We start from the raw sequence: 19,911 nt of genomic DNA, 5'->3' as shown, positions 1-19,911 counted from the left end.
GGCCAGCGCCATGCTGGCCTTTATTTTGGCGCATCCTTTATGACACTCCGTGGTGTTTTAAATAGTGGTCATCCTCTTATACAATCACTTAATGAATGATGGCTAACAGCTTTGCCCACTCCTCAACCTGTGAACGGTATATAAACTCAATAATATCGGTATCATAAAGTCTCATGCCTTTAATTTCTAATACAATGCAGGGGTAGTTTACAGGCATATGTCTGACCAGTTCATTTTCAATTTCAACGGCTTCAAGCATTGGCGGAAAACCGTCATCAATATATAAATAATCTTTCGTCATCCATTCTCTGTATTCAGATTCATTATTTAATAGTTTCATCGTGATTACTCATGTTTTCTGTAATGACAGACAGAGTTATGCTTTTCATTCTACACAGGCATAACCCTCAACGATATCTTGTGTGTTAGAGGAAATATGACCATCTGACAGGTAGGCATAGGCGTAGGCACTGACATCGAAACTGGAAATATCAGAAGACCAGAAGACAACGCCTGAATGCGGCATATCTTCCACACTTTCTCCCCATTCTTCCCACAAAGAGGTGCCGGGTGCGTGACGGACATGAAGTCCGGCGGAGAGTTCATACAGCTTAGGCAGACGCAGCCCCTGATTTTCACACGCTTTTTTGGCGTCCGGCCAATTTTTGCCGGAGGTACTTGCGGTGTAAAAACGCTCAGGGGAGAAAATCATGGACGCTCTTTTCTCATTATGTCTGGCCATAATACGCACCGCGCCTTTTGTTTTAAATGTCACCAGTCCGCTGTTCGAGACTGTCGCGATGGCACTGTTACTGGTGGTCCAGTCTAACTGGTCAGCCAGGTTATCTGTTTCCATTTGTACTTCGGCACCCGCAAAGGCGGTGTGTAAACTGTTATCGCCACTCACGGTTAATCGCGCGGAGGGATTATTCGGTGCGACGATATATCCCACTATATTGATAGCGTGCGGGTTTACCGGTCCGTCAGGAATATTATCCGAATTGTCATAACTGCTGATATCGCCGATCTGAAGGGGAGTATTTGCCTGAGGAAAACCGGTAACCGTTTTCGGAGTAATGTTCACACCGATGACACAGCCCTTATCGGCGGGCCTGATAACATAATTTGTCGTGCCTTGTGACAGCGTTCGCTTATTATTCGCCGCATCCAGACATATCCATTCGACAGAAGGGAGGGTCACATCATCATCACCTTCATCATCATTAAAACGCCAGGATAAAGAAATACTGTCATTAATTTCGAGTTCGTCATTATCGCCAATAATATCGTTATCCCGCGTGATATTTATCGTTTCGGGAAGGTCTTTATTATTGTAAATCACAGGCGCTGTACCGGCGACGATGCCCGCTGACCCCGTCATAACTTCTGCGGTTGCCATGAATGAGACGCCGAGAGAGGTTGCCACTAAAAAAGCGATCCCGGTGACGTTGGGTTTATTCGTTTTCATTTTTTACACCATAACAGCGGGAGTCTGGTTATTCAGTAAAGGGAAATAAACCGGGCGTTCGTCGCCCGGCTTATTCAACGCCGGGAAAGATTATTTTTGACGCTTACCGGACTTTAATGTGGCTTTCACTTTTGCGGTGTAATCCACTTTCAGCTGATAACCCTGAATACCGTCCGGGCCGGCGCTGGCGAAGACGTTCTTCGCATCAGCGTTGGTTAATGGCAGTTTCAGATCCTTGTTATCGGTTGAACTGACGGCCGCACCTCCTGCTGTACCCGCCGTTGCCGAGGTACCGTCGAAGGTCCACACGTAGCTGTAGTTAGAGGAAGCATCCACTTCACCGGCATCCATGACGTTGTTGTTGTTGGTGTCATACCAAATTTTGAACTGATAGCTGTGACCAAGGATCAACTGACTGTTCGCTTTGCCAATCAGGTTAGTGCCAGGATCGGCTGCATCGACAATCATGGTTGACACAGTTCCGCCAACGACCGGACCGTCAGGGATATTATCTGTGGTGTCATTTTTACTGACATCCTGAATGGTGAGGGTTTCTCCGACCGCTGGGATACCCGTCGAGGTGGTTTCAATGATCGTCACGCCAAGATAACGTCCGGCATCGGCCTGCGCGAGTGTATAGTCGGCGTTGCCGTCAGCAGCGGTGATATCCTTTTTGTCGCTCTGACCGTCTGACGTGGTGAACCATTTAATGGTTTTTTCACTGGCGTCCGTATCCCCTTCGGCGTCTTTTAAAACATAACTCAGGGTGACTTTATCTCCGACGGCCATTCCCGTGACAGAGCCACTTTCATGTCCGTTGGAAAAGGAAACGCTGTGATCGACGGCACCCGCACCGGTACCGGTGAGAACAGGTTTGGTACCCATTATCTGACCCGCGCTGGCGGTGGTATCCGCAACGGCAAACTGTGAACAGCTCGCAAATAACAGGGTGGCGAGTAATGTTTTATTGAAATTTTTCATAGGTAATAAAGACTCTTGTTAATGAGATAATCGTAAACTCTGAATGAAGCTGCCAGTTATTATCGGGTTCGTAATGACTCAACGGATTTCAACCCTGCCTGCGTCAGCTGGTAATCCACTTTTAATTCATAACCCTGAATACCTTCTGCTCCGGCACCGGCGAAAACGCTCTTCGCCATAGCATTGGTGGCTGGCAGAATAAGGCTATGGTTGTCTGTCGCGGAAACGGCAAAGCCGCCCGGCGTTCCCGCCGGCGTGACCCCGGTAAATTGCCAGCGGTAATTCACAAGCGACGATAATGGTGTTGACGAGGTATCAGAAATAGTTTCCCGGTCACTGGCATCCCACTGACCATTGTTATTACTGTCGTAGGCGACCCTGAATAAATATTCATGGCCTAACTGAAGGGTATTTCCCCGGGTAGCCGTCAGATTAATATCCGGAGCTGCTTTATCCACAATGGCGGTATAAAACATGGTGTCAGCTGGGGAGAAATTAATCAGCACCGCATTGGTCCGTTGTGTTTCTTTATTTTCTGGTGAAGCGACAATGCTATAAACGCCGCTCATGGTACTGCTGACCGCGGCTTTTCCATTATCCGGAGAACGGGTGTAGAAAAGACAAGATGTTGCTGCGTCGCATTTTTCTTTTGATGCGTGAATCACCACTTCGCTGCTATGACTTTTATCTTCCATTTTGTAAGCACGGAACGTCATATTCAGATCTTCTGCATGAATCGGTGTCGTTTCACCTGCCAGCCCGGCAATTTTGCTCCCGCTGGCTTCTAAATCGACCACACTTTTACCGTCAGACAGAACTTTGGTGGCTTTCTTCTCCTCACCGGCATCATTAATCACCAGCTGATAGGAAGAAGGGGCTTCTGAAACGATAATATCCACTGCGTTTGACTGCTTGCTGCGCCCTTTATCGTCGAGCAGCATCACCGAGAGCGTATATTTATTAGCATCAGGATCCGCAGAATCCACCCAGGCCGGGAACGTCAATGTCCAGTGGTTGTTGGTGCCTGCGCTGATATTTTGCTCAGGGGATAACGCGGGTAAACCTAACTGTGTTTCCGGATTAAACGCGCCAGAGGGGATCCAGCGGGCTTCTTTAATCGCCAGATGTGAGGAAATGGAAGCATTTACGGTCCAGTGACATCCTTCATAGGCCTGTGCTTGCTCCGGCGTATCAGCAATGATGCATTGCGCGGCGGTGCCCGTCGGTTTGAGGTACAAACCGATATCCAGATCGTTTTTTTCGCGGTATTCGAGAACGATGTGATTATTACGATCGACGAAATCCATCCGGCTGCCGGCCAGCGTTCTCATTTGCGACACTGCGGAAGGATCCAGTTGTTTTGAAATGGGCACGCCGATGCGGTAATCCAGCGCGAGTTCGGCAGTCACTTCATCGCTATCAGAATTCCCTTTTTTATAACCCACGCCAAGGGTGACCATGGGAACCGGCGTATAATCTGCGCCCAGCGTGACCGCGGAAGGGTCTTTTTGCAGATCATCAGTGCCAAATAGCGCCACTTCGTCACCGTAATACTTTTCATAAACCAGTGACGAACCAAGCTGAGGGTAGGCAGGTAAATAAGCCTGCACACGCATATCCCAGCCCCTTGCCGGGCGTTCTTCATAATTTTCCAGATCGCGGGAATCTTTCCATGAAGATAAAGGCAGATAATAGTTACCGCTGAGCTTTAAAAAGTTTGTCCAGGCCTCACCACCAAAACCTATACGCCGGTGATGCCGGGTAATATCGTAATCATAGAAAGTATTGGCACCAATCATCCAGTCCTGGCTGAGATTATGACGAATACCGGCACCCAGGTTAGCTATTGTCCTGCCATCGGTATTATGAGCAGAAATTTGATTAAAAAAGAGATTATCCTTTCCCTCAATGATCGGGATGAGATAATCCAGTGACGAGCCGTCAAGGCTTCCGTCATCATCGAGAACGAATTGTGTACTGATATGCCCGTAGGGAGAAAGTAAAGATTCGGCTTGCGCCTGTGCCGCGCCGCTGGCCATTCCTTTTCCGTACTGGAATAACTGTGATTTCAATCCTTCAGGTGTCAGATTTTGAAAATTTTGTTGCGCTTCACTCGTCGCCATTTGCGCCGTCTTCGAGGCCCAAATATCATTCTCAGCCGGGTTATTTTTTGTCTCGCTTTGATCTGCGTCGTCAGATGATTCAGCACGGCTGCCGAGATCAGGCAACGGAATATTATCAGAGGCCTGTACTGTCTCTGCAGGAATTTGACAAAATAAAGATATTGCCAATGAATAAAAAATAAATTCTTTCATCATATTATTAACCGATAATACGGGGCAAGTTCTTAAAAAAAGAATGATTGAGTATTCGCAATCAGATATTACTCTGGCTTTGCGCGGGTAAATTGTATTCCATGTGGGTGGATGAAGCAGATCTTAACAACAATGGGTTTTTACAACAACGTCCGTTTTTGGACAGTTGGCCGGACTAACCGAATGAGAGATAAGAATTTTTTTATCGAAGTGATCTCTCGCTCCCACAGCGCAGGACAGCGTGAATTTTTCAGTGATGAAGTTATTTTTATTTAAAATCAGTGAGTTAAGTAATATTTTAAAACGAGGAATATCAGAGTGCTTTTGCGCAAAGATTTTTGGTGATTAACAACTATTCAGAACAAACAGAACCCCCATTCAGAATGATTTTGGCAGTTTTCTCAATATGCTTATCAGCTTGCCACTTTCTATTTTTATATATTCACCTTGCCGCAGGTGAGATAATATTTTCATTATTCCGCTGCGCGCCAGATGACTACGTTCTAAAATAAACGTAGGGACATTGATTTTGGTTTTTATCTCAGCGGGAACCTTATCCAGTTCGAGTAACAGGGCGCGTACGATTTCATAAGATGTCTTATTAATGAGCATGTTTGTTCGGTACGCGTGGTAATCATTGAAATAGGACTGGCAGATGAGCAGTTCTTCAAGAAGTGAGTTTGCATTTATAATCCGGATAACAGAGGACAAAGGCAGTGTTTCTAATACACAGTCAGGGCGGGAAATGAATTTATAGATACTGTCGCGATAGGGTGAACCTTGCATCCCGAAAATAGCGGGGGCGCGGGCAGTGGCAAATAGCATATTATCCGCGTTACGGTAAATATCCACGGTACCTTCAATCACAAGCACGACCTGAGAATCACCCTGTTCATTGTGCAGTTTAACCTCTCCTGCGGCGATGTCGGGCAGTAATGGAGCAGATAATTGTTTGAATAACCCGATTAATTTAATGATTGTTTTAACGGGCTTTTGCATAGGATGATGACCTGAAGTCGACATTTTTTCAGACAGGTGTTGAGTGTTCATTCCGCCTCTGATTTATTTAAAATTGACTTTCCCTGTTCAGGCGGAAGTCTACCACGGCGGAGGAGAATTGCTATGGACTTAACACGTCAGGCGTTGTTGATTAATCTTTATAACCTCCGTTGTTGCTACGGATGTTATAAAAAAGCAGAAAGCTAATTTCTGAAAAATAATGTCATCATGGGTTAATGTGCATTAAAAACGGAAACATTATCCTGCGGTGCTCGCACGCACCTTCAGTTTTCCTGCCATGCGTACACGCGTTGCCGCGTCTTCTCCTGAACAAATATATTCCACCGCCTGACGGCCCAGTTCGACATAAGGCAACTGTACGCTGGTCAGTTTCGGGGTCATCTGATCGGCAATGCGCTGATCGTCGTATCCGGCAACCAGAATATCCTGCGGAATACGCAGATGCAGTTCGGTCAGCGCCTGATAACAGCCGAGCGTCATCCAGTCGCTGGAGCAAAAAATGGCATCGGGCGGTTCCGGCAGTTTCATCAGTGCCAGCGTGGCCTGATAGGTTTCATTCAGTGACCAGTTGGTGGCCATCACCCGCCGTTCATCATAAGGGATCCCCGCGTGTGACAACGCTTCGCGGTAACCTTCACGGCGCATTTCGCAGGCCTCCATCCAGTTATCCCCCATGATATGCGCAATGCGTGTCGCGCCCTGTTCGATGAGGTGTCGGGTAATCTGCAACGCGTTAGCACGGTCGTCGGGCAGGAAGGTGGGCAGCAGCGGGAAGGCGCGATCGTAGACATTGAGCAGCACAACGGGAAGCGAGGTCTGGTTGGCGAATACCGAAAAATCAATCGCCTGCGTAACCGGTGAGGCAATGATGATGCCCGCACAGCGGCGCTGATTCAGCTGCGCAATGATACGCACCGCCAGCCCGATATCATCGCCATAATCATAGACGGTCAGCAGCGTATCGTGCCGCCACGCGGCTTCACGGGCTTCGCTCAGCGCATCAACAAAGGGATCGTAACTTGGCATGGCGTTGAGCAGCAGGGCGATCTCTTCCTGTCCGTTATCCCGGTGCGGCGCAGGCATTTTTTTATAGCCGAGCGACAGGGCGGTATCGAACACCCGCTGACGGGTTTCTTCGCTGAGTTTTATGGCGCGTGAGTTGTTTAAAATAAGCGAAACCGTTGCCTGTGAAACTCCCGCTTCACGTGCGATATCACTCATTGTCACTTTGTTCTTTTTCTCCATCCGCCTTTCCCCGTCACCCTGTTTTATGCCCGGCGCACTATATCACAGCACGCATTTTTGCCAGACCAACCGCGAGCTTGCCTGAAAAGAGTGTGATCCCACTTGCAGAACCCGCCCCCCATATTTGCAGCCTGGCGGGTTTGATAATAACTATTAGCTAATATTATTAGCAATGACATGTTACCGGCAAGCGAACCAGGAGAACAGAATGAAAACGCAGTGGAGCGAACAACAGGCAGCAGAATGGGGAAAGCAGCAGGGATGGATTTGCGGATTCAACTACCTGCCGCGCACGGCGGTAAACTGGACAGAACTCTGGCAGCGCGAGACGTTTGACGCGCCAACCATTGATCAGGAGCTGGGCTGGGCGCACCAGGCAGGCTATAACCAGCTGCGCATCAATCTGCCGTTCATCGTCTGGCAGGACGATCGCGACGGTTTGCTGGCGCGGATTGATCAGTTCCTGAGTATCGCCGCGCACCATCAGATCAAGGTGATGCTGACGCTGATGGACGATTGCGGATTCTCCGGTGACGAGCCGTTCCTTGGCCCGCAAAAAGCGCCGGAGCCGGGTAAACATAACAGTCAGGCGGCGGCCAGTCCGGGGCGGGATGTGGTGTGCGATCGCGACAGGTGGCCGGAAATAGAGCGCTATGTGCGCGATATTATTCGTCATTTCCGCACCGACGCGCGCATCGCCATCTGGGATTTATACAACGAGCCGGGCAACCGTGGCACTTTTGCCACCGGGCTTGAAGAAGTGCTGTATGACGAAAAACTTGAGGTTTTTGCGCTCGAACTGATGCAGCGGGCGTTTGTCTGGGCGCGGGAGGAGGATCCGGTTGCGCCGCTGACCGTCTGCGCATGGCATTTCCCGCAAGACCCGGATCAGCCGGAAAGCGAGTTTTTCACCCATCCGGTCGATGTTGCCGCCGCGCAGCTCTCTGACGTCATCAGTTTCCATGCCTACGTCGCCACGCCAAAGCTTTTGCAGGCGCTGCGGTTCTGGCAAAAATTCAACCGCCCGGTGCTGTGTACCGAATGGCTGGCGCGCCACGTGGGCAGCGTGTTTGAAGAACAACTGCCGCTGTTCAGCGCCTTTAACGCGGGCTGTTATCACTGGGGGCTGGTGCGGGGTAAAACGCAGACCACACTGCAGTGGCCTTCGGTGCGCAAGGGGAATCAGGATTACGCCCACTTATGGTTCCACGATGTGCTCGATGAATACGGCATTCCGTTCCGCCGTGCCGAAATGGATCTGGTTCGCCGTTTAACACGCATGAAATAATCTTTTCAACAGCCGCACAGGGACGTGCGGCCGATTCACGAATCTTCAGTGCTTACTACTTCCTTTCATCAGCAGCCATAAAAACCACGGTGCGCCGATCAGCGCGCACAGCAGCCCGGCGGAAACCGGCCACGGCCAGGCGATGTTGCGGCCCAGCCAGTCGGCGATCACCATCAGCAAAGAGCCAAACAGTGCCGCGACCAGACATTGCGCGCGGAAACGGATTGCGCCGCTGTAGCGGGCCAGCTGCGGGGCGATCAGCCCGACAAAACTCAGCGGGCCGATCAGCAACGTGCCGCTTGCGGTCAGCGCCGCCGCCAGCAGCAGGATCAGCATATTGCTGCGCCGAAGCCCGATGCCGAGCGCCCGCGCGGTGGGATGCCCGAGGCTCAGCAACTGCACCCAGCGCTGCAACAGCAAGGCCAGCGGGATCAACACCAGCGCCTGACCCGCGCCCCAGACCGCACGTTCTGCGGTAATGCCTGCGGTGGATCCGGTGCTCCAGTTGAGCAACATCATCGCGCGCGGATCGCCGCTCATCAGCAACAGCATACTCAGCGCCATGCTCAGGTGCGTCAGACACAGCCCGACCATGACCATCGACTGTGGCTGAAAGCGCGAGCGTAACCCGAACATAAACAGCAACAGTGTCGCCAGCAAACTGCCCGCCAGCGCGGCCGGAAACAGCGAAGACAGCGGCTGATTAAACAGGACAACCATCATTACCACCGTCAGCGATGCGCCGCTGCTGATGCCGAGCAGTTCCGGGCTGGCGAGGGGGTTGCCGCTCTGCCGCTGGATCAGCACCCCGGCGACCGCCAGCATCGCCCCTGCGCTCAGTGCGCCGAGCATGCGCGGCCAGCGCCATTCCAGCAGCGCCCGGAACGCAGCGCCTTCCGGCGACCGGTTAACCAGCAACGAGACGACGATCCCGCCCAGCAACATCAGCAGCAAGATCCGCAGCCGGGCGCGGGTCAGCCTGCGTGCGGGCGGTGCGCTGAACGGCGACGGCGTGAGAAGCGGATTGCGCTGGCGAAACAGCAACACCAGCATCAGCGGTGCGCTGAGTAATCCCGAGAGCGCACCGGTCGGCAGATCGCCCCCGGCAGGTGACAGAAACTGTGCCAGCTGATCGACCAGCGTCAGCAACAGTGCGCCACACAGCGGCACCCACAGCATCTGATGCCGGAACGCACGCACGCCGGTCAGCCGCACCAGAGCCGGAGCGGCCAGTCCGACAAAACCGATAATGCCAAGCTGACTGGTGACCAGCGCACTGAGCGCCACGGCGACGGCAAGGGTGGCGATACGCACTTTCACCACCGAAACGCCGAGCGCACCGGCGCTTTGGTCGGAAAGCCCGATCAGCGCCAGCGGCCTTGCCAGCAGGGCGCTCAGTGCCATCAGTATCAGCAGCGGCAGCAGTAAAAACTGCGTCGCCTGCCAGCCGCTCTGGCTGAGTGAACCGGCCTGCCAGCTGAACAAATCGCTGAGATAATCATGGTTGAACAGCACCATCAGCGTATTGAGGGCATTGCCGTACAGGCTGATGACCATGCCGGTGAGGATCACTTTCAGCGGATCCAGCCCCTGACGGGCGATCAGCAGATAGAGCACCAGCGCTGTCAGCGCCGCACCCGCCAGCGCCAGATTGGTCAGGCCGACAACCAGCAGGCCGGGGAACACAATCATGCTGGCGGACATGGCGAGATTAGCACCGGCGGCAATGCCGAGCGTTGCGGGTTCGGCCAGCGGATTGCGCAATACCTGCTGAAAAAGCAGGCCTGCCATCGCCAGCGCCATTCCTGCCAGCACGCCGATCGCCAGACGCGGTAAAAAACTGTAATGCAGCAACAGGCTGGCGGTTGCCGGAGAAGGCGTATTGCCAGAACGTGAAAGATTACTGAACAGTAAAAATGCGCACAGCAGCGTCAGTAGCAGCGCGAACAGCCACGGGAGCAAAGCACGGTGTTGTTTATGCATCGCCCATTGCCTCTTCCAGTGCCGCCGTGATGTGCTGCGCCAGACTCACCGCCGTCGCCAGACCGCCAAACGGGAAGAAGTGCGACAGTTCTCTGGCCCGGCCTGCGGCCACCAGCGGTAACTGCTGCCACATACCCTGCGGCTGACGCAGCCGCGAAACGCGCGTCAGCGTGGTCGGCAGTTCTGTATAAAACAGCCAGTCCGCCGGTAACGACACCAGTTTCTCAATGCCCATATTGGCGGTGCCCATCGCGCCGACCGGCTGCGTCCAGGCATTGCGTAACCCGAGCTGAGTGAGCAGCGCATCGGGCAGGCTGTTGCTGCCATACACCGTGGCGTATTTCCCGTCCTGACTGCGTACGGCGACCAGGATCCGTTGCCCGGCGGCGTGCGCGATGCGCTGTTTGCAGCGTTCGATCGCCACCGCTGACGTCTCAGTCAGGCGGGCGGCGCGGGGGGAGATCGCCAGTTGTTGCCCGAGTTCCGCCGTGAAGTTCAGCAAGCCTGACCAGAGCGGCCCGGCAGAAGGATAGACCGACACCACCTGCAACGGCGCGATGCGTTGCAGGCTGTCGAGGAGGGCAGGCGCAAGCCTGTCGCTGAGAATAAGTCCGGGTTTCAGGGCGGCGATAAGTTCCAGATTCGGCTCCCAGTAGGGGCCGATATCCTGAACCTCTGTCGGTAACACCGGCGTGGCAATCCGGCGGCGAAAATAACCGCCGTCAGATACCGCGAGCGGCGTCATACCGAGCGAAAGCAGGGTTTCCGCCGCCAGCCAGTTGATGGCAACGATACGGTGATCCGCAGGCGCCGCCAGCGCTGACGCTGCATCAAGCAGCGGCAGCGCCAGTAACGCCTTCAGACAGTCGCGCCGGCTGAGTAACAGGCCTGACATCAGAAGCTGTATTTCAGCGAGCCGATGAACGTGCGTTCCTGTCCCGGATAACAGCTGGTGTCGTCGTCGCAGGTGCCGACATAGTCATGATCCAGCAGGTTCTGAATATTGAAACCGACAGAAACATGCTGATTAACCTGATATTTCGCCCCGGCGTCGATCAATGCAAAGTTCTTCACCGGCACGGTATTGGCGTTATCGCCGTACATGCTGCCGACATAGCGCACGCCGGTGCTCAGCAGCAAACCGTCAAGCACACCCTGATGGAAGCCGTAATTCAGCCAGGTGGAAGCCATATGTTTGGGCACGTTGGCCTGCTCGTTGCCGCGGTCGCCGTTGTTGCTGGCGGTGATTTCGGTTTCGGTGTAGGTGTACGACGCCAGGACATCGAGATTCTGCGTCAGCTTCACCGTGCTTTCAGCTTCCACGCCTCGCGAGCGAACTTCGCCGGAAGCCACCTGATAACCGGTGATCACGTTATTGACGATCTCGTTGGTCAGCACGTTACTTTTGGTGATATCAAACGCTGCCAGCGTCATCAGCAGATCCGGGTCCGGCTGATATTTCACGCCGACTTCGTACTGGTGCGCCTTGCTCGGATCGAAGGTGCGGTTCTGGCTGTCGGTTCCGCTGTTTGGCACGAAAGATTCGGCATAGCTGATGTACGGCGCAAGCCCGTTATCGGCCAGGTACGTCAGCCCGGCACGGCCTGTCCAGGCGCCTTTATCCAGCCAGCTGGTGCTGTCGTTGAGATTATTTTGCGTGCGCATGCTGATGTCATCGTGGCGGCCACCTAAGGTCAGCAACCATTTTGGCGTCAGTGAAATCTGATCCTGCATATACAGGCCGAGCTGCGCGGTGGTCTGATCGTTATTGTTCAGGGCATAGGTCGGGTCGGCGATATTCTGGCCATACACCGGATTGTAGATATTCAGCGCCGGGGCGGCGGCCCCGAAGCGTTTGGCATTGCCATCAAGGCGGCTGTAATCCAGCCCGGTTAACAGACGGTGCGTGACGGAGGCGGTGGAGAAATCCGCCTGCAACTGGTTGTCGATATTGAACGCATTCATGTGCTCGTCAAAACGAATCGCATTGCGCGACACCGTACCGGCGTTGAAATTCACCGCGCCCGGCAGCAGGTTATTCAAAATCGTGTCAGTCTGGCCGTAACGCACGTTCTGGCGTACCTGAAAAATATCGTTGAACTGATGGCTCAGCTCATACCCGACGGTGAACTGTTCCTGACGAAAACGGTTATAGCTGTAATCGCCGAGCAGGGTATCGGTGACCTTGCCGCCCGGTTTGGTCAGCACGGCGATGGTGCCGCCGGAGGTGTCACGCAGATAATCGGCGCGCACGGTCAGGCTGGTATCGGCGTCCGGCAGCCAGGTCAGAGAAGGGGCGAGATAGACGCGGTTATCTTCCACATCCGGGCCGTCGCGGTACTGGAACTGTGTGTCGCTGTCACGGGCCAGGCCGATCACGCGGTACAGATAATGGCTGTCATCATCGATTTTATCGCTCATATCAAACTGCGCCTGACGGCGGTTAAAATTGCCCAGTTCGACTTCCACGTCATGCACACCCTGCGCCGACGGCAGCTTGCTGATGCGGTTCACAATGCCGCCCGCGTCGCCCAGACCGAACAGCGTGGATGAAGGCCCGCGCACAATATCAATCCGTTCCAGCGCGTAAGGTTCGGTGCGGAAATAGCTGTAACTGTTGTTGAGCTGGCGCAGGCCGTCGCGGTAATCATTGGTGGTCAGGGCGTTAAACCCGCGAATGTAGATCCAGTCATAGCCTTTAGGATCCACGCCGTAGGTTTCGGTTTTGACGCCTGGCACATAACGCAGCGCTTCGGTGACGCTTTGCACGTTCTGTCTGTCCATCCGTTCACGGGTAATGACTGACACGGACTGAGGCACTTCCAGCAGCGGCGTGTCGGTTTTGGTGGCTGAGTTGCTTTGCTGCGGAATGGCAGAATAAGGGCCGGTCTGCCCGGTGACCGTCAGCGTATCGGCGGCGGCGGGCTGCGGCGCGACCACCACGGTGTCTTTGTCGAGGCTGTAACCCAGGCCGCTGCCGCCCAGCAGACGGCCAAGTGCCGCTTCCAGCGTCATGTTTCCCTGTACCGCGGGGGCATTTTTTTGTGCGACGGAGTCCGGTGCGGCAATCAGCTGTACGCCTGCCTGCTGTGCCAGCGCATTAAGCGAGGTGAGAAGCGGCTGGGCAGGCAGTGAAACCGGCAGCGTGGCTGCCGCCATGACCCCCGGTGAACAGACGGCGAGCGCGATCGCGGTCAGGCCAGTTTTGAAACGCGTACCCTGATAAAACGAAGAAATGGTCATGCGGATATCCCCAGAAATAAATCAAATAAGAATCATTATCCTTTCTGAAGACGAGACTGACGCCAAAACCCTGACGTCGTCTCAGGAATATTTTTACTTTATTTTTAATCGGGTCCTTCAGCGCCTGCGGATCTGCGTCTCGCCTGCCTGCAGATTGATTTTCACCGGCAACACTTTGGGCAGGGCGCGGGCAAAACTGTCCGGGCGATAGACGTTAAAACTGCCGCTGATGCGCAGGGCGGCAACCTCCGCCGATCCCGCCACGTAAGGCATATCGCCGTAGCGGGCGAATTCCGCCAGCGCCAGACGCAGCGGCGTGTTATTGAAATTAATGCGCGACTGGCGCCAGTCTGCGATAGCGTCCGGCGCAACCGGTGGCTGACGGGTGAGATTTCCGCGGATATCGCTGGTGGCGCGCTGCGTGGCGCCCAGCACCATCAGATGACGGTCCTGCCCGGTCAGATGCAGTGCGGCCATCGCCCGCCAGCGCATATTTTGCAGCCATGCGCGAGGGCCGACGCGCACGGCGCCGCTGCTGACCGCGACATCCACACCGTCGCCGCTCATCGACTGCGGGATATAGCGCACGCTGAAACGGGTGCCAAGCACCGTGACGCGGGAAGGGCCGCTCAGCACCACAAAGGGTTTGTCCTCAAGATGCTTCACGTCGAAAAAGGCCTGCCCCTGACGGAGCGTGACTTCACGCCGCTGCGGGTAATACGCCACGTCGAGCCGGGTTTGGGCATCGAGCGTCAGCACGGTGCCGTCCGGCAGGGTGATCTGTTGCGTTTCACCGCGTCCGGTATGCAGCTGGGTGGTCATCACCGGCGGCGTCAGCCACTGCCAGGCAGGCCACATCAGCACCAGCAGCAGCGCACACGCCAGACCGGCCAGGTGCCAGGCCGGGCGGCGCAAAGCCTGAGGCCGTGCGGCGGGCAGTGAAGCACGCAGACGCGCCACGTTTTTCTGCGGTAATTCACCGACCTGCTGCCACACCTGCTGCATGGCGCGGTATCGCGCGGCGTTGTCGGCCTGCGTCAGCCAGCGTTCAAATTCAGCGCGTTCCCCGGCGGACAGCCCGGTCTGCTGTTGACTCAGCCAGTGCACGGCCTGCTCATCGGTCTGCATATGTGGATCCCTGGCGCTATTCATCAAGGCCATCCTTATTCTTGTCTCGGGCTTGCTGGCCGGAATGCTCCTGCTGCCAGATGTCGTTACTGTTCCGGCAGGCCAACATGGCGCGGATAATGTGTTTTTCGACCATATTGATGGAGATCCCCATCTGGCGCGCGACCTCTTTCTGCGACAGGCCGTCAAAGCGGTGCAGAATAAAGGCTTCACGGCAGCGCGGCGGCAGGCCTTCAATGGTGCGGGTCATCAGTTCAGTATACTGATTTTCTTCGATTAATTCGTAAGGTTGCAGATAAGAAGGCGCTGCAAATTGCTCCGCGTCCGTCTCATCAGCAGCGTCGCCGGACGCTATGTCAGGGCGGCGATAGTGATCGACCAGCAAATTGCGGGCGATACGGTACAGCAGGCTGCGGTGCGACCGTATGGGCTGGGTGACCGTCAGCGCCCGGATAAACGTTTCCTGCGCCATGTCTTCTGCATGTTCACGGTCACGGAGTTTCCGGTTTATAAACCGATATAATTCAGTGTAATACTTCTCGAAAGCAGGCACTTGATTCTCTGGTGATGAAGGACAGGGGGGCTTCTGCGATGCCTATATTACGCATAAATCCCCGCGCCTGGCATACTTAAATGATAATCATTCTCGAAAATAATCTGCCCAACTGGTCTGAATCTCTGCGCAGGCCGCCCTCCGGCACGCTTCTTGCTTCACCGCTGTTATCCTCCGGCGATCAGGTTCAACCATGACACTTTCTGCTCTCGATTTTGTACTGGCTTCCAAGAGAAGTGAAATCACCGGCCTGCAACAGTTGCTGCAAATGGGCAAACTGGTGGGAGCGGTCAGCCAGCTTATTCACGTCTTACAACGCGAGCGCGGCACGGCAAATATCTACCTGGGTTCGCAGGGCAAAACCTGGGGTGACCGGCTGAGCGAGCGGGCGCTTCAGGTACAGCTTGCTGAGCAGGCGGTCAGCCAGCAACTTGCGGCGCTCGATCTCCACGGACAACCGATGGCTAACGCCTCGCGGCTGTTCAGCCGGATTGCCGGCGTGTTGCATAGCCTGAGCACGCTGCCGTCGCTGCGCGCGCAGGTTCAGGCGCTGAGTATCCAACAGCCGGACGCCATGAGCCGTTACAGCGAGGTGATCCGCATTCATCTGGCACTGGTGTTTGAAGCTGCGGATACCTCCGGTGATCCTTCTGTCTCACGGGCGTTGCTGGCGATGTTCAGCTTTATGCAGGGTAAGGAACTGGCCGCTCAGGAGCGCGCGCTGGGTGCGGCGGGTTTTACGGCGCGCCACTTTGACGAGCAGACGCACCAGCAGTTACTGGCGCTGATCGAAAGTCAGGAGCGCTGTTTCCAGACATTCACCGAGTTTGCCGATCCCCGCTGTCTGGCGCTGTGGCAGCAACAGCTGAGCGCCGACAGCAGCGAGTTCGAGCGTTTTCGCCGTATTGCCTGCACCCGCGCAACACCTTCCGGCGAAGCCAGCGACGTGGCGTTGCGCTGGTTTGACGTCACCACCGCCCGCATCGACGGCATGAAAATTGTCGAGGATTTACTGGAAGATGTGCTGACCGAATGCTGCCGTCAGCGGATCCGCGATGCAGAACGTGCCGGAGAATTGCAGCAGCAGGAAATCGGCCAGATACCGCGCCATGACCCGCACTACGCCGCGCTGATCCCGCCGCAGCTCAGCCGTTCCGTCCTCGAACTGGTGGAGCAGCAATCCCGCCAGCTACAGGCGCAGGATGCTGAACTGGCCGGACTGCGCACCACGCTTGCCGAACGCAAAGTAGTGGAACGCGCCAAAGGCTTACTGATGCAACACCACGGCATGAGCGAGCCGCAGGCGCACAAGACGCTGCGCGACATGGCGATGAACCAGAAAAAAAAGCTGTCAGACATCGCCGACGCGATGCTCTCGGTGGCGGCGGTATTGGGCAAATCCGCGTCCTAATCCTAAAGGAGTATCTGCACAATCTATGTGCCATACGGGTGTGCACCGCGGGCAGTGGCGGTGCACCGGAAAGCGCTGAACGCGAAGGGCACCCGCTAACCGGCTGATTTACCAGTGATGTCACAAGTTGGCACACAAGCTGCATTGTTTATCATCACAGCACTAAACCAATGGCGGTTTAGTCAGCATTTCGGATAAAGGCGTCCGTTAGCGTTCAGGAAACTGAGCGCTAACCGGACGCTTTTTTTTTGCTCATTTTTCACCTTACAGGAAGCCGTAATGACGCAAGACGACAACAACACAGTGGGCACATTCTCCCGCCGCCGTTTTCTGGCCGGCAGTGCAGTGCTGGGCGGCAGCATGATGATGCCGGGCTTTATGAACAGCGTCTGGGCGGCGGGCTCTGATGCGCCCGAGAAAAAAGAGATCCGCGTTGGTTTCATTCCGCTCACTGACTGCGCGTCAGTGGTGATGGCGGCGGTGAAAAAGTTCGATGAGAAATACGGCATCAAAATCATCCCCAGCAAAGAATCGAGCTGGGCGTCGGTGCGCGACAAACTGGTGTCCGGCGAGCTCGATGCCGCCCACGTGCTTTATGGCCTGGTGTACGGATTACAGCTCGGGGCCTCCGGTCCGCAGCACGACATGGCGATGCTGATGACCCTCAACAATAACGGGCAGGCGATCACCCTCTCAAACCAGCTGAAACAGGCGGGCGTCACCGATGCGGCCTCGCTGAAAAAAGTGGTGGATGCCAGCGCAAAAGGCACCTACACCTTTGCGCAGACGTTCCCCACCGGCACCCATGCCATGTGGCTCTATTACTGGCTGGCGAATGCCGGGATCCACCCGTTTAACGATGTGCGTAACGTCGTCGTACCGCCGCCGCAAATGGTGGTGAACATGAAAATTGGCAACATGAGCGGTTACTGCGTCGGAGAACCCTGGAACCAGCGCGCCATTTTAGATGACGTCGGTTTTACCGCCGCCACCACCCAGGAAATCTGGGCCGATCATCCGGAAAAAATCCTCGGTACCACTTCCGCCTGGGTAGCCGCGAACCCTAACGCCGCCCGCGCACTGACCGCCGCGGTGCTCGACGCCTCACGCTGGATAGACACCTCCGATGCCAACCGCATTGAAACCGCGCAGGTGGTGGCGGCGCGCGCCTACATCAATACCCCGGCGCAAACCATTCAGGGACGCATGCTCGGCGAGTACGACAACGGGCTGGGCAAAAAGTGGAAAGATGCCCACAGCATGCGCTTCTTCAACGACGGCGCGGTCAACTATCCGTACCTCTCCGACGGCATGTGGTTCCTGACGCAGCACAAACGCTGGGGGCTGATTGACAGCGATCCGGATTACCTGGCCGTCGCCAAAAAGATCAACCGCACCGACATCTACAAACAGGCCGCCACGGCGGTGGGCGGCATCAACATGCCTGCGGGTGATATGCGCAGCAGCACCTTGTTTGACGGAAAAGTGTGGGATGGCAGCAACCCCGCGCAATACGCCAACAGTTTTGCCATGAAACGTTAAGTGAGGCCGAAATGTCCATGAACCCGAAAACCAATATTGTCGCCCTGACCGCAGAGCCGGAAAGCGCGGAAATTCTGCCGCTGAACGCCGCGAAAGCCGCGCCGCCGCCGGTGGCGAAAGCCGCGACCGGCAGCAAAGGGCGTGAAATCCTGCGTCGCATGATGCAAAAACTCGTGCCGGGGCTGCTCGGCGCGATAGTGCTGATTGCTATCTGGCAGATTGCCGCACTCAGCAGCAAAGGGTTTCCGACGCCGCTGAAAACCTGGGACGCGGCGAAAATCATCTTTGCTGACCCGTTTTACATCGACGGCCCGAACGACATGGGCATCGGCTGGAACGTGCTGGCGTCGCTCAAACGCGTGGCGATGGGCTTCGGGCTGGCGGCGCTGGTGGGGATACCGGCCGGGTTCCTGATTGGCCGCTTCCGTTTTATCGCCAATATGCTCAACCCGATCATCTCTTTACTGCGACCGGTCAGCCCGCTGGCCTGGCTGCCAATCGGTCTGCTGCTGTTTCAGCGCGCCGAACCGGCATCCGCCTGGACCATCTTTATCTGCTCAATCTGGCCGATGATCCTCAACACCGCCGAGGGCGTGATGCGCATTCCGCAGGATTATCTCAACGTGGCGCGGGTGCTCAAACTCAGTGAATTCACGGTGATGCGCAAAATCCTGTTTCCTGCCGTGCTGCCGTACATCCTGACCGGCGTGCGTTTGTCCATCGGCATCGCCTGGCTGGTGATTGTTGCGGCAGAAATGCTCACCGGCGGCGTGGGGATCGGCTTCTGGATCTGGAACGAATGGAACAACCTCAACGTGGAAAACATCATCATCGCCATCCTGCTGATTGGCGTGGTGGGCATGCTGCTGGAGCAGGGGCTGATGGCCATTGCGCGGCGCTTCAGCTACGAAAACCGTTAGGAGCCTGACATGAAAAACGACAAAGCCATTATCCGCGTAGAAAACGTCACGCAAAGTTTCCCGACCGCCAAAGGGCCATTTCTGGCGCTCGACAACGTCAGTTTTGACATCGCACAGGGTGAAACCGTCAGCCTGATCGGTCACTCCGGCTGCGGAAAATCCACGCTGCTGAACCTGATTGCCGGGCTGAGCCGCCCGACCGAAGGCGTCCTGCTGTGTGACAACCAGGAGATTAACGGCCCCGGCCCGGAGCGCGGCGTGGTGTTTCAGAACCATTCGCTGCTGCCCTGGCTGACCGCTTTTGAGAACGTCGCGCTGGCGGTACATCAGGTATTCAAAGGCCAGATGAGCAAAAGCGACATGCAGGCATGGATCGAACACAACCTTGAGCTGGTGCATATGTCACATGCCATGCACAAACGCCCCGGTGAAATCTCCGGCGGCATGAAACAGCGGGTCGGTATTGCGCGCGCGCTGGCGATGAAACCCAAAGTGCTGCTGATGGACGAACCTTTTGGCGCGCTGGATGCCCTGACCAGAGCGCATTTGCAGGACGCGGTGATGGAGATCCAGTCACGCCTGAACACCACCATTTTGCTGATCACTCATGACGTGGACGAAGCGGTGCTGCTGTCTGACCGCGTGATGATGATGACCAACGGACCGGCGGCGAAAGTCGGCGAAGTGATGCAGGTGGCGCTCGAACGGCCGCGTTCACGGCTGGCGCTGGCGAACGATCCGAGGTTCCACCAGTACCGCCAGCAGGTATTGCAGTTCCTGTACGAAAAACACCAGGCCGTGGCCTGAGTCAGTG

At 55.5% G+C, this 19,911-nt stretch carries 16 protein-coding genes; 5 read left to right on the top strand and 11 right to left on the bottom strand.

What is annotated here, in order from left to right:
* Positions 1-88 precede the first annotated feature (88 nt).
* The 6 genes from ED901_RS06840 to ED901_RS06815 all read right to left on the bottom strand — a co-directional run bounded on the left by ED901_RS06840 (position 89) and on the right by ED901_RS06815 (position 7,029).
* A complete protein-coding gene (locus ED901_RS06840; RefSeq protein WP_122095400.1) occupies positions 89-340 on the bottom strand; it encodes a hypothetical protein in 252 nt (83 codons plus the stop codon).
* Between the two features lie 45 nt (positions 341-385).
* A complete protein-coding gene (locus ED901_RS06835) occupies positions 386-1,399 on the bottom strand; it encodes an Ig-like domain-containing protein (protein WP_162997824.1) in 1,014 nt (337 codons plus the stop codon).
* A gap of 159 nt (positions 1,400-1,558) precedes the next feature.
* Positions 1,559-2,449 carry a SinI family autotransporter-associated protein gene (locus ED901_RS06830; RefSeq protein WP_122095398.1) on the bottom strand — a complete coding sequence of 297 codons (891 nt, stop codon included), beginning with the start codon at positions 2,447-2,449 and terminating at the stop codon, positions 1,559-1,561.
* 59 nt (positions 2,450-2,508) lie between these two features.
* Positions 2,509-4,572 carry an inverse autotransporter beta domain-containing protein gene (locus tag ED901_RS06825; RefSeq protein ID WP_162997823.1) on the bottom strand — a complete coding sequence of 688 codons (2,064 nt, stop codon included), beginning with the start codon at positions 4,570-4,572 and terminating at the stop codon, positions 2,509-2,511.
* A 570-nt stretch (positions 4,573-5,142) separates the two neighbouring features.
* Positions 5,143-5,814, bottom strand: a complete 672-nt coding sequence (locus ED901_RS06820) for a helix-turn-helix domain-containing protein (protein ID WP_240993881.1) — start codon at positions 5,812-5,814, stop codon at positions 5,143-5,145.
* A gap of 207 nt (positions 5,815-6,021) precedes the next feature.
* Entirely contained in the window at positions 6,022-7,029 is a 1,008-nt protein-coding gene (locus ED901_RS06815; RefSeq protein WP_056777425.1) for a LacI family DNA-binding transcriptional regulator, read from the bottom strand.
* A 208-nt stretch (positions 7,030-7,237) separates the two neighbouring features.
* Here ED901_RS06815 and ED901_RS06810 point away from each other — a divergent pair, with 208 nt between their 5' ends.
* A complete protein-coding gene (locus ED901_RS06810) occupies positions 7,238-8,317 on the top strand; it encodes a cellulase family glycosylhydrolase (protein WP_122095396.1) in 1,080 nt (359 codons plus the stop codon).
* Positions 8,318-8,362: 45 nt separating this feature from the next.
* Here the strand turns inward: ED901_RS06810 and fhuB are convergent, their stop codons facing one another.
* From fhuB to ED901_RS06785, 5 genes are all read right to left on the bottom strand, one after another.
* Complete coding sequence (fhuB, locus tag ED901_RS06805; RefSeq protein ID WP_122095395.1) at positions 8,363-10,300, bottom strand: Fe(3+)-hydroxamate ABC transporter permease FhuB; 1,938 nt, start codon at positions 10,298-10,300, stop codon at positions 8,363-8,365.
* Entirely contained in the window at positions 10,293-11,195 is a 903-nt protein-coding gene (locus ED901_RS06800) for an ABC transporter substrate-binding protein (RefSeq protein WP_122095394.1), read from the bottom strand. Before ED901_RS06800 ends, fhuB begins: the two co-directional genes overlap by 8 nt.
* The gene (locus ED901_RS06795; protein ID WP_122095393.1) at positions 11,195-13,543 is read right to left on the bottom strand and encodes a TonB-dependent siderophore receptor; all 2,349 of its coding nucleotides are present in this window, start codon (positions 13,541-13,543) and stop codon (positions 11,195-11,197) included. The genes ED901_RS06800 and ED901_RS06795 overlap by 1 nt, the downstream gene beginning before the upstream one ends.
* Before the next feature lie 117 nt (positions 13,544-13,660).
* Entirely contained in the window at positions 13,661-14,695 is a 1,035-nt protein-coding gene (locus ED901_RS06790) for a FecR domain-containing protein (RefSeq protein ID WP_122095392.1), read from the bottom strand.
* Positions 14,688-15,224: an RNA polymerase sigma factor gene (locus ED901_RS06785; RefSeq protein WP_056777409.1), complete on the bottom strand. Its 537-nt coding sequence runs from the start codon at positions 15,222-15,224 to the stop codon at positions 14,688-14,690. Before ED901_RS06785 ends, ED901_RS06790 begins: the two co-directional genes overlap by 8 nt.
* Before the next feature lie 193 nt (positions 15,225-15,417).
* Here ED901_RS06785 and ED901_RS06780 point away from each other — a divergent pair, with 193 nt between their 5' ends.
* From ED901_RS06780 to ED901_RS06765, 4 genes are all read left to right on the top strand, one after another.
* On the top strand, positions 15,418-16,635 hold the full coding sequence (locus tag ED901_RS06780; RefSeq protein ID WP_122095391.1) for a nitrate regulatory protein: 1,218 nt from the start codon (positions 15,418-15,420) through the stop codon (positions 16,633-16,635).
* 279 nt (positions 16,636-16,914) lie between these two features.
* On the top strand, positions 16,915-18,177 hold the full coding sequence (locus ED901_RS06775; RefSeq protein WP_056777400.1) for a CmpA/NrtA family ABC transporter substrate-binding protein: 1,263 nt from the start codon (positions 16,915-16,917) through the stop codon (positions 18,175-18,177).
* 11 nt (positions 18,178-18,188) lie between these two features.
* A complete protein-coding gene (ntrB, locus tag ED901_RS06770; RefSeq protein ID WP_056777397.1) occupies positions 18,189-19,097 on the top strand; it encodes a nitrate ABC transporter permease in 909 nt (302 codons plus the stop codon).
* A 9-nt stretch (positions 19,098-19,106) separates the two neighbouring features.
* On the top strand, positions 19,107-19,904 hold the full coding sequence (locus ED901_RS06765) for an ABC transporter ATP-binding protein (protein WP_056777394.1): 798 nt from the start codon (positions 19,107-19,109) through the stop codon (positions 19,902-19,904).
* Positions 19,905-19,911: the final 7 nt, after the last annotated feature.

The organism is Rahnella sp. Larv3_ips (genome assembly GCF_003697865.1).
In the GTDB taxonomy this organism is placed as follows: domain Bacteria; phylum Pseudomonadota; class Gammaproteobacteria; order Enterobacterales; family Enterobacteriaceae; genus Rahnella; species Rahnella rivi.
The sequence above is the reverse complement of the archived record's forward strand: the minus strand, read 5'-3'. Positions and strand labels throughout refer to the sequence as shown.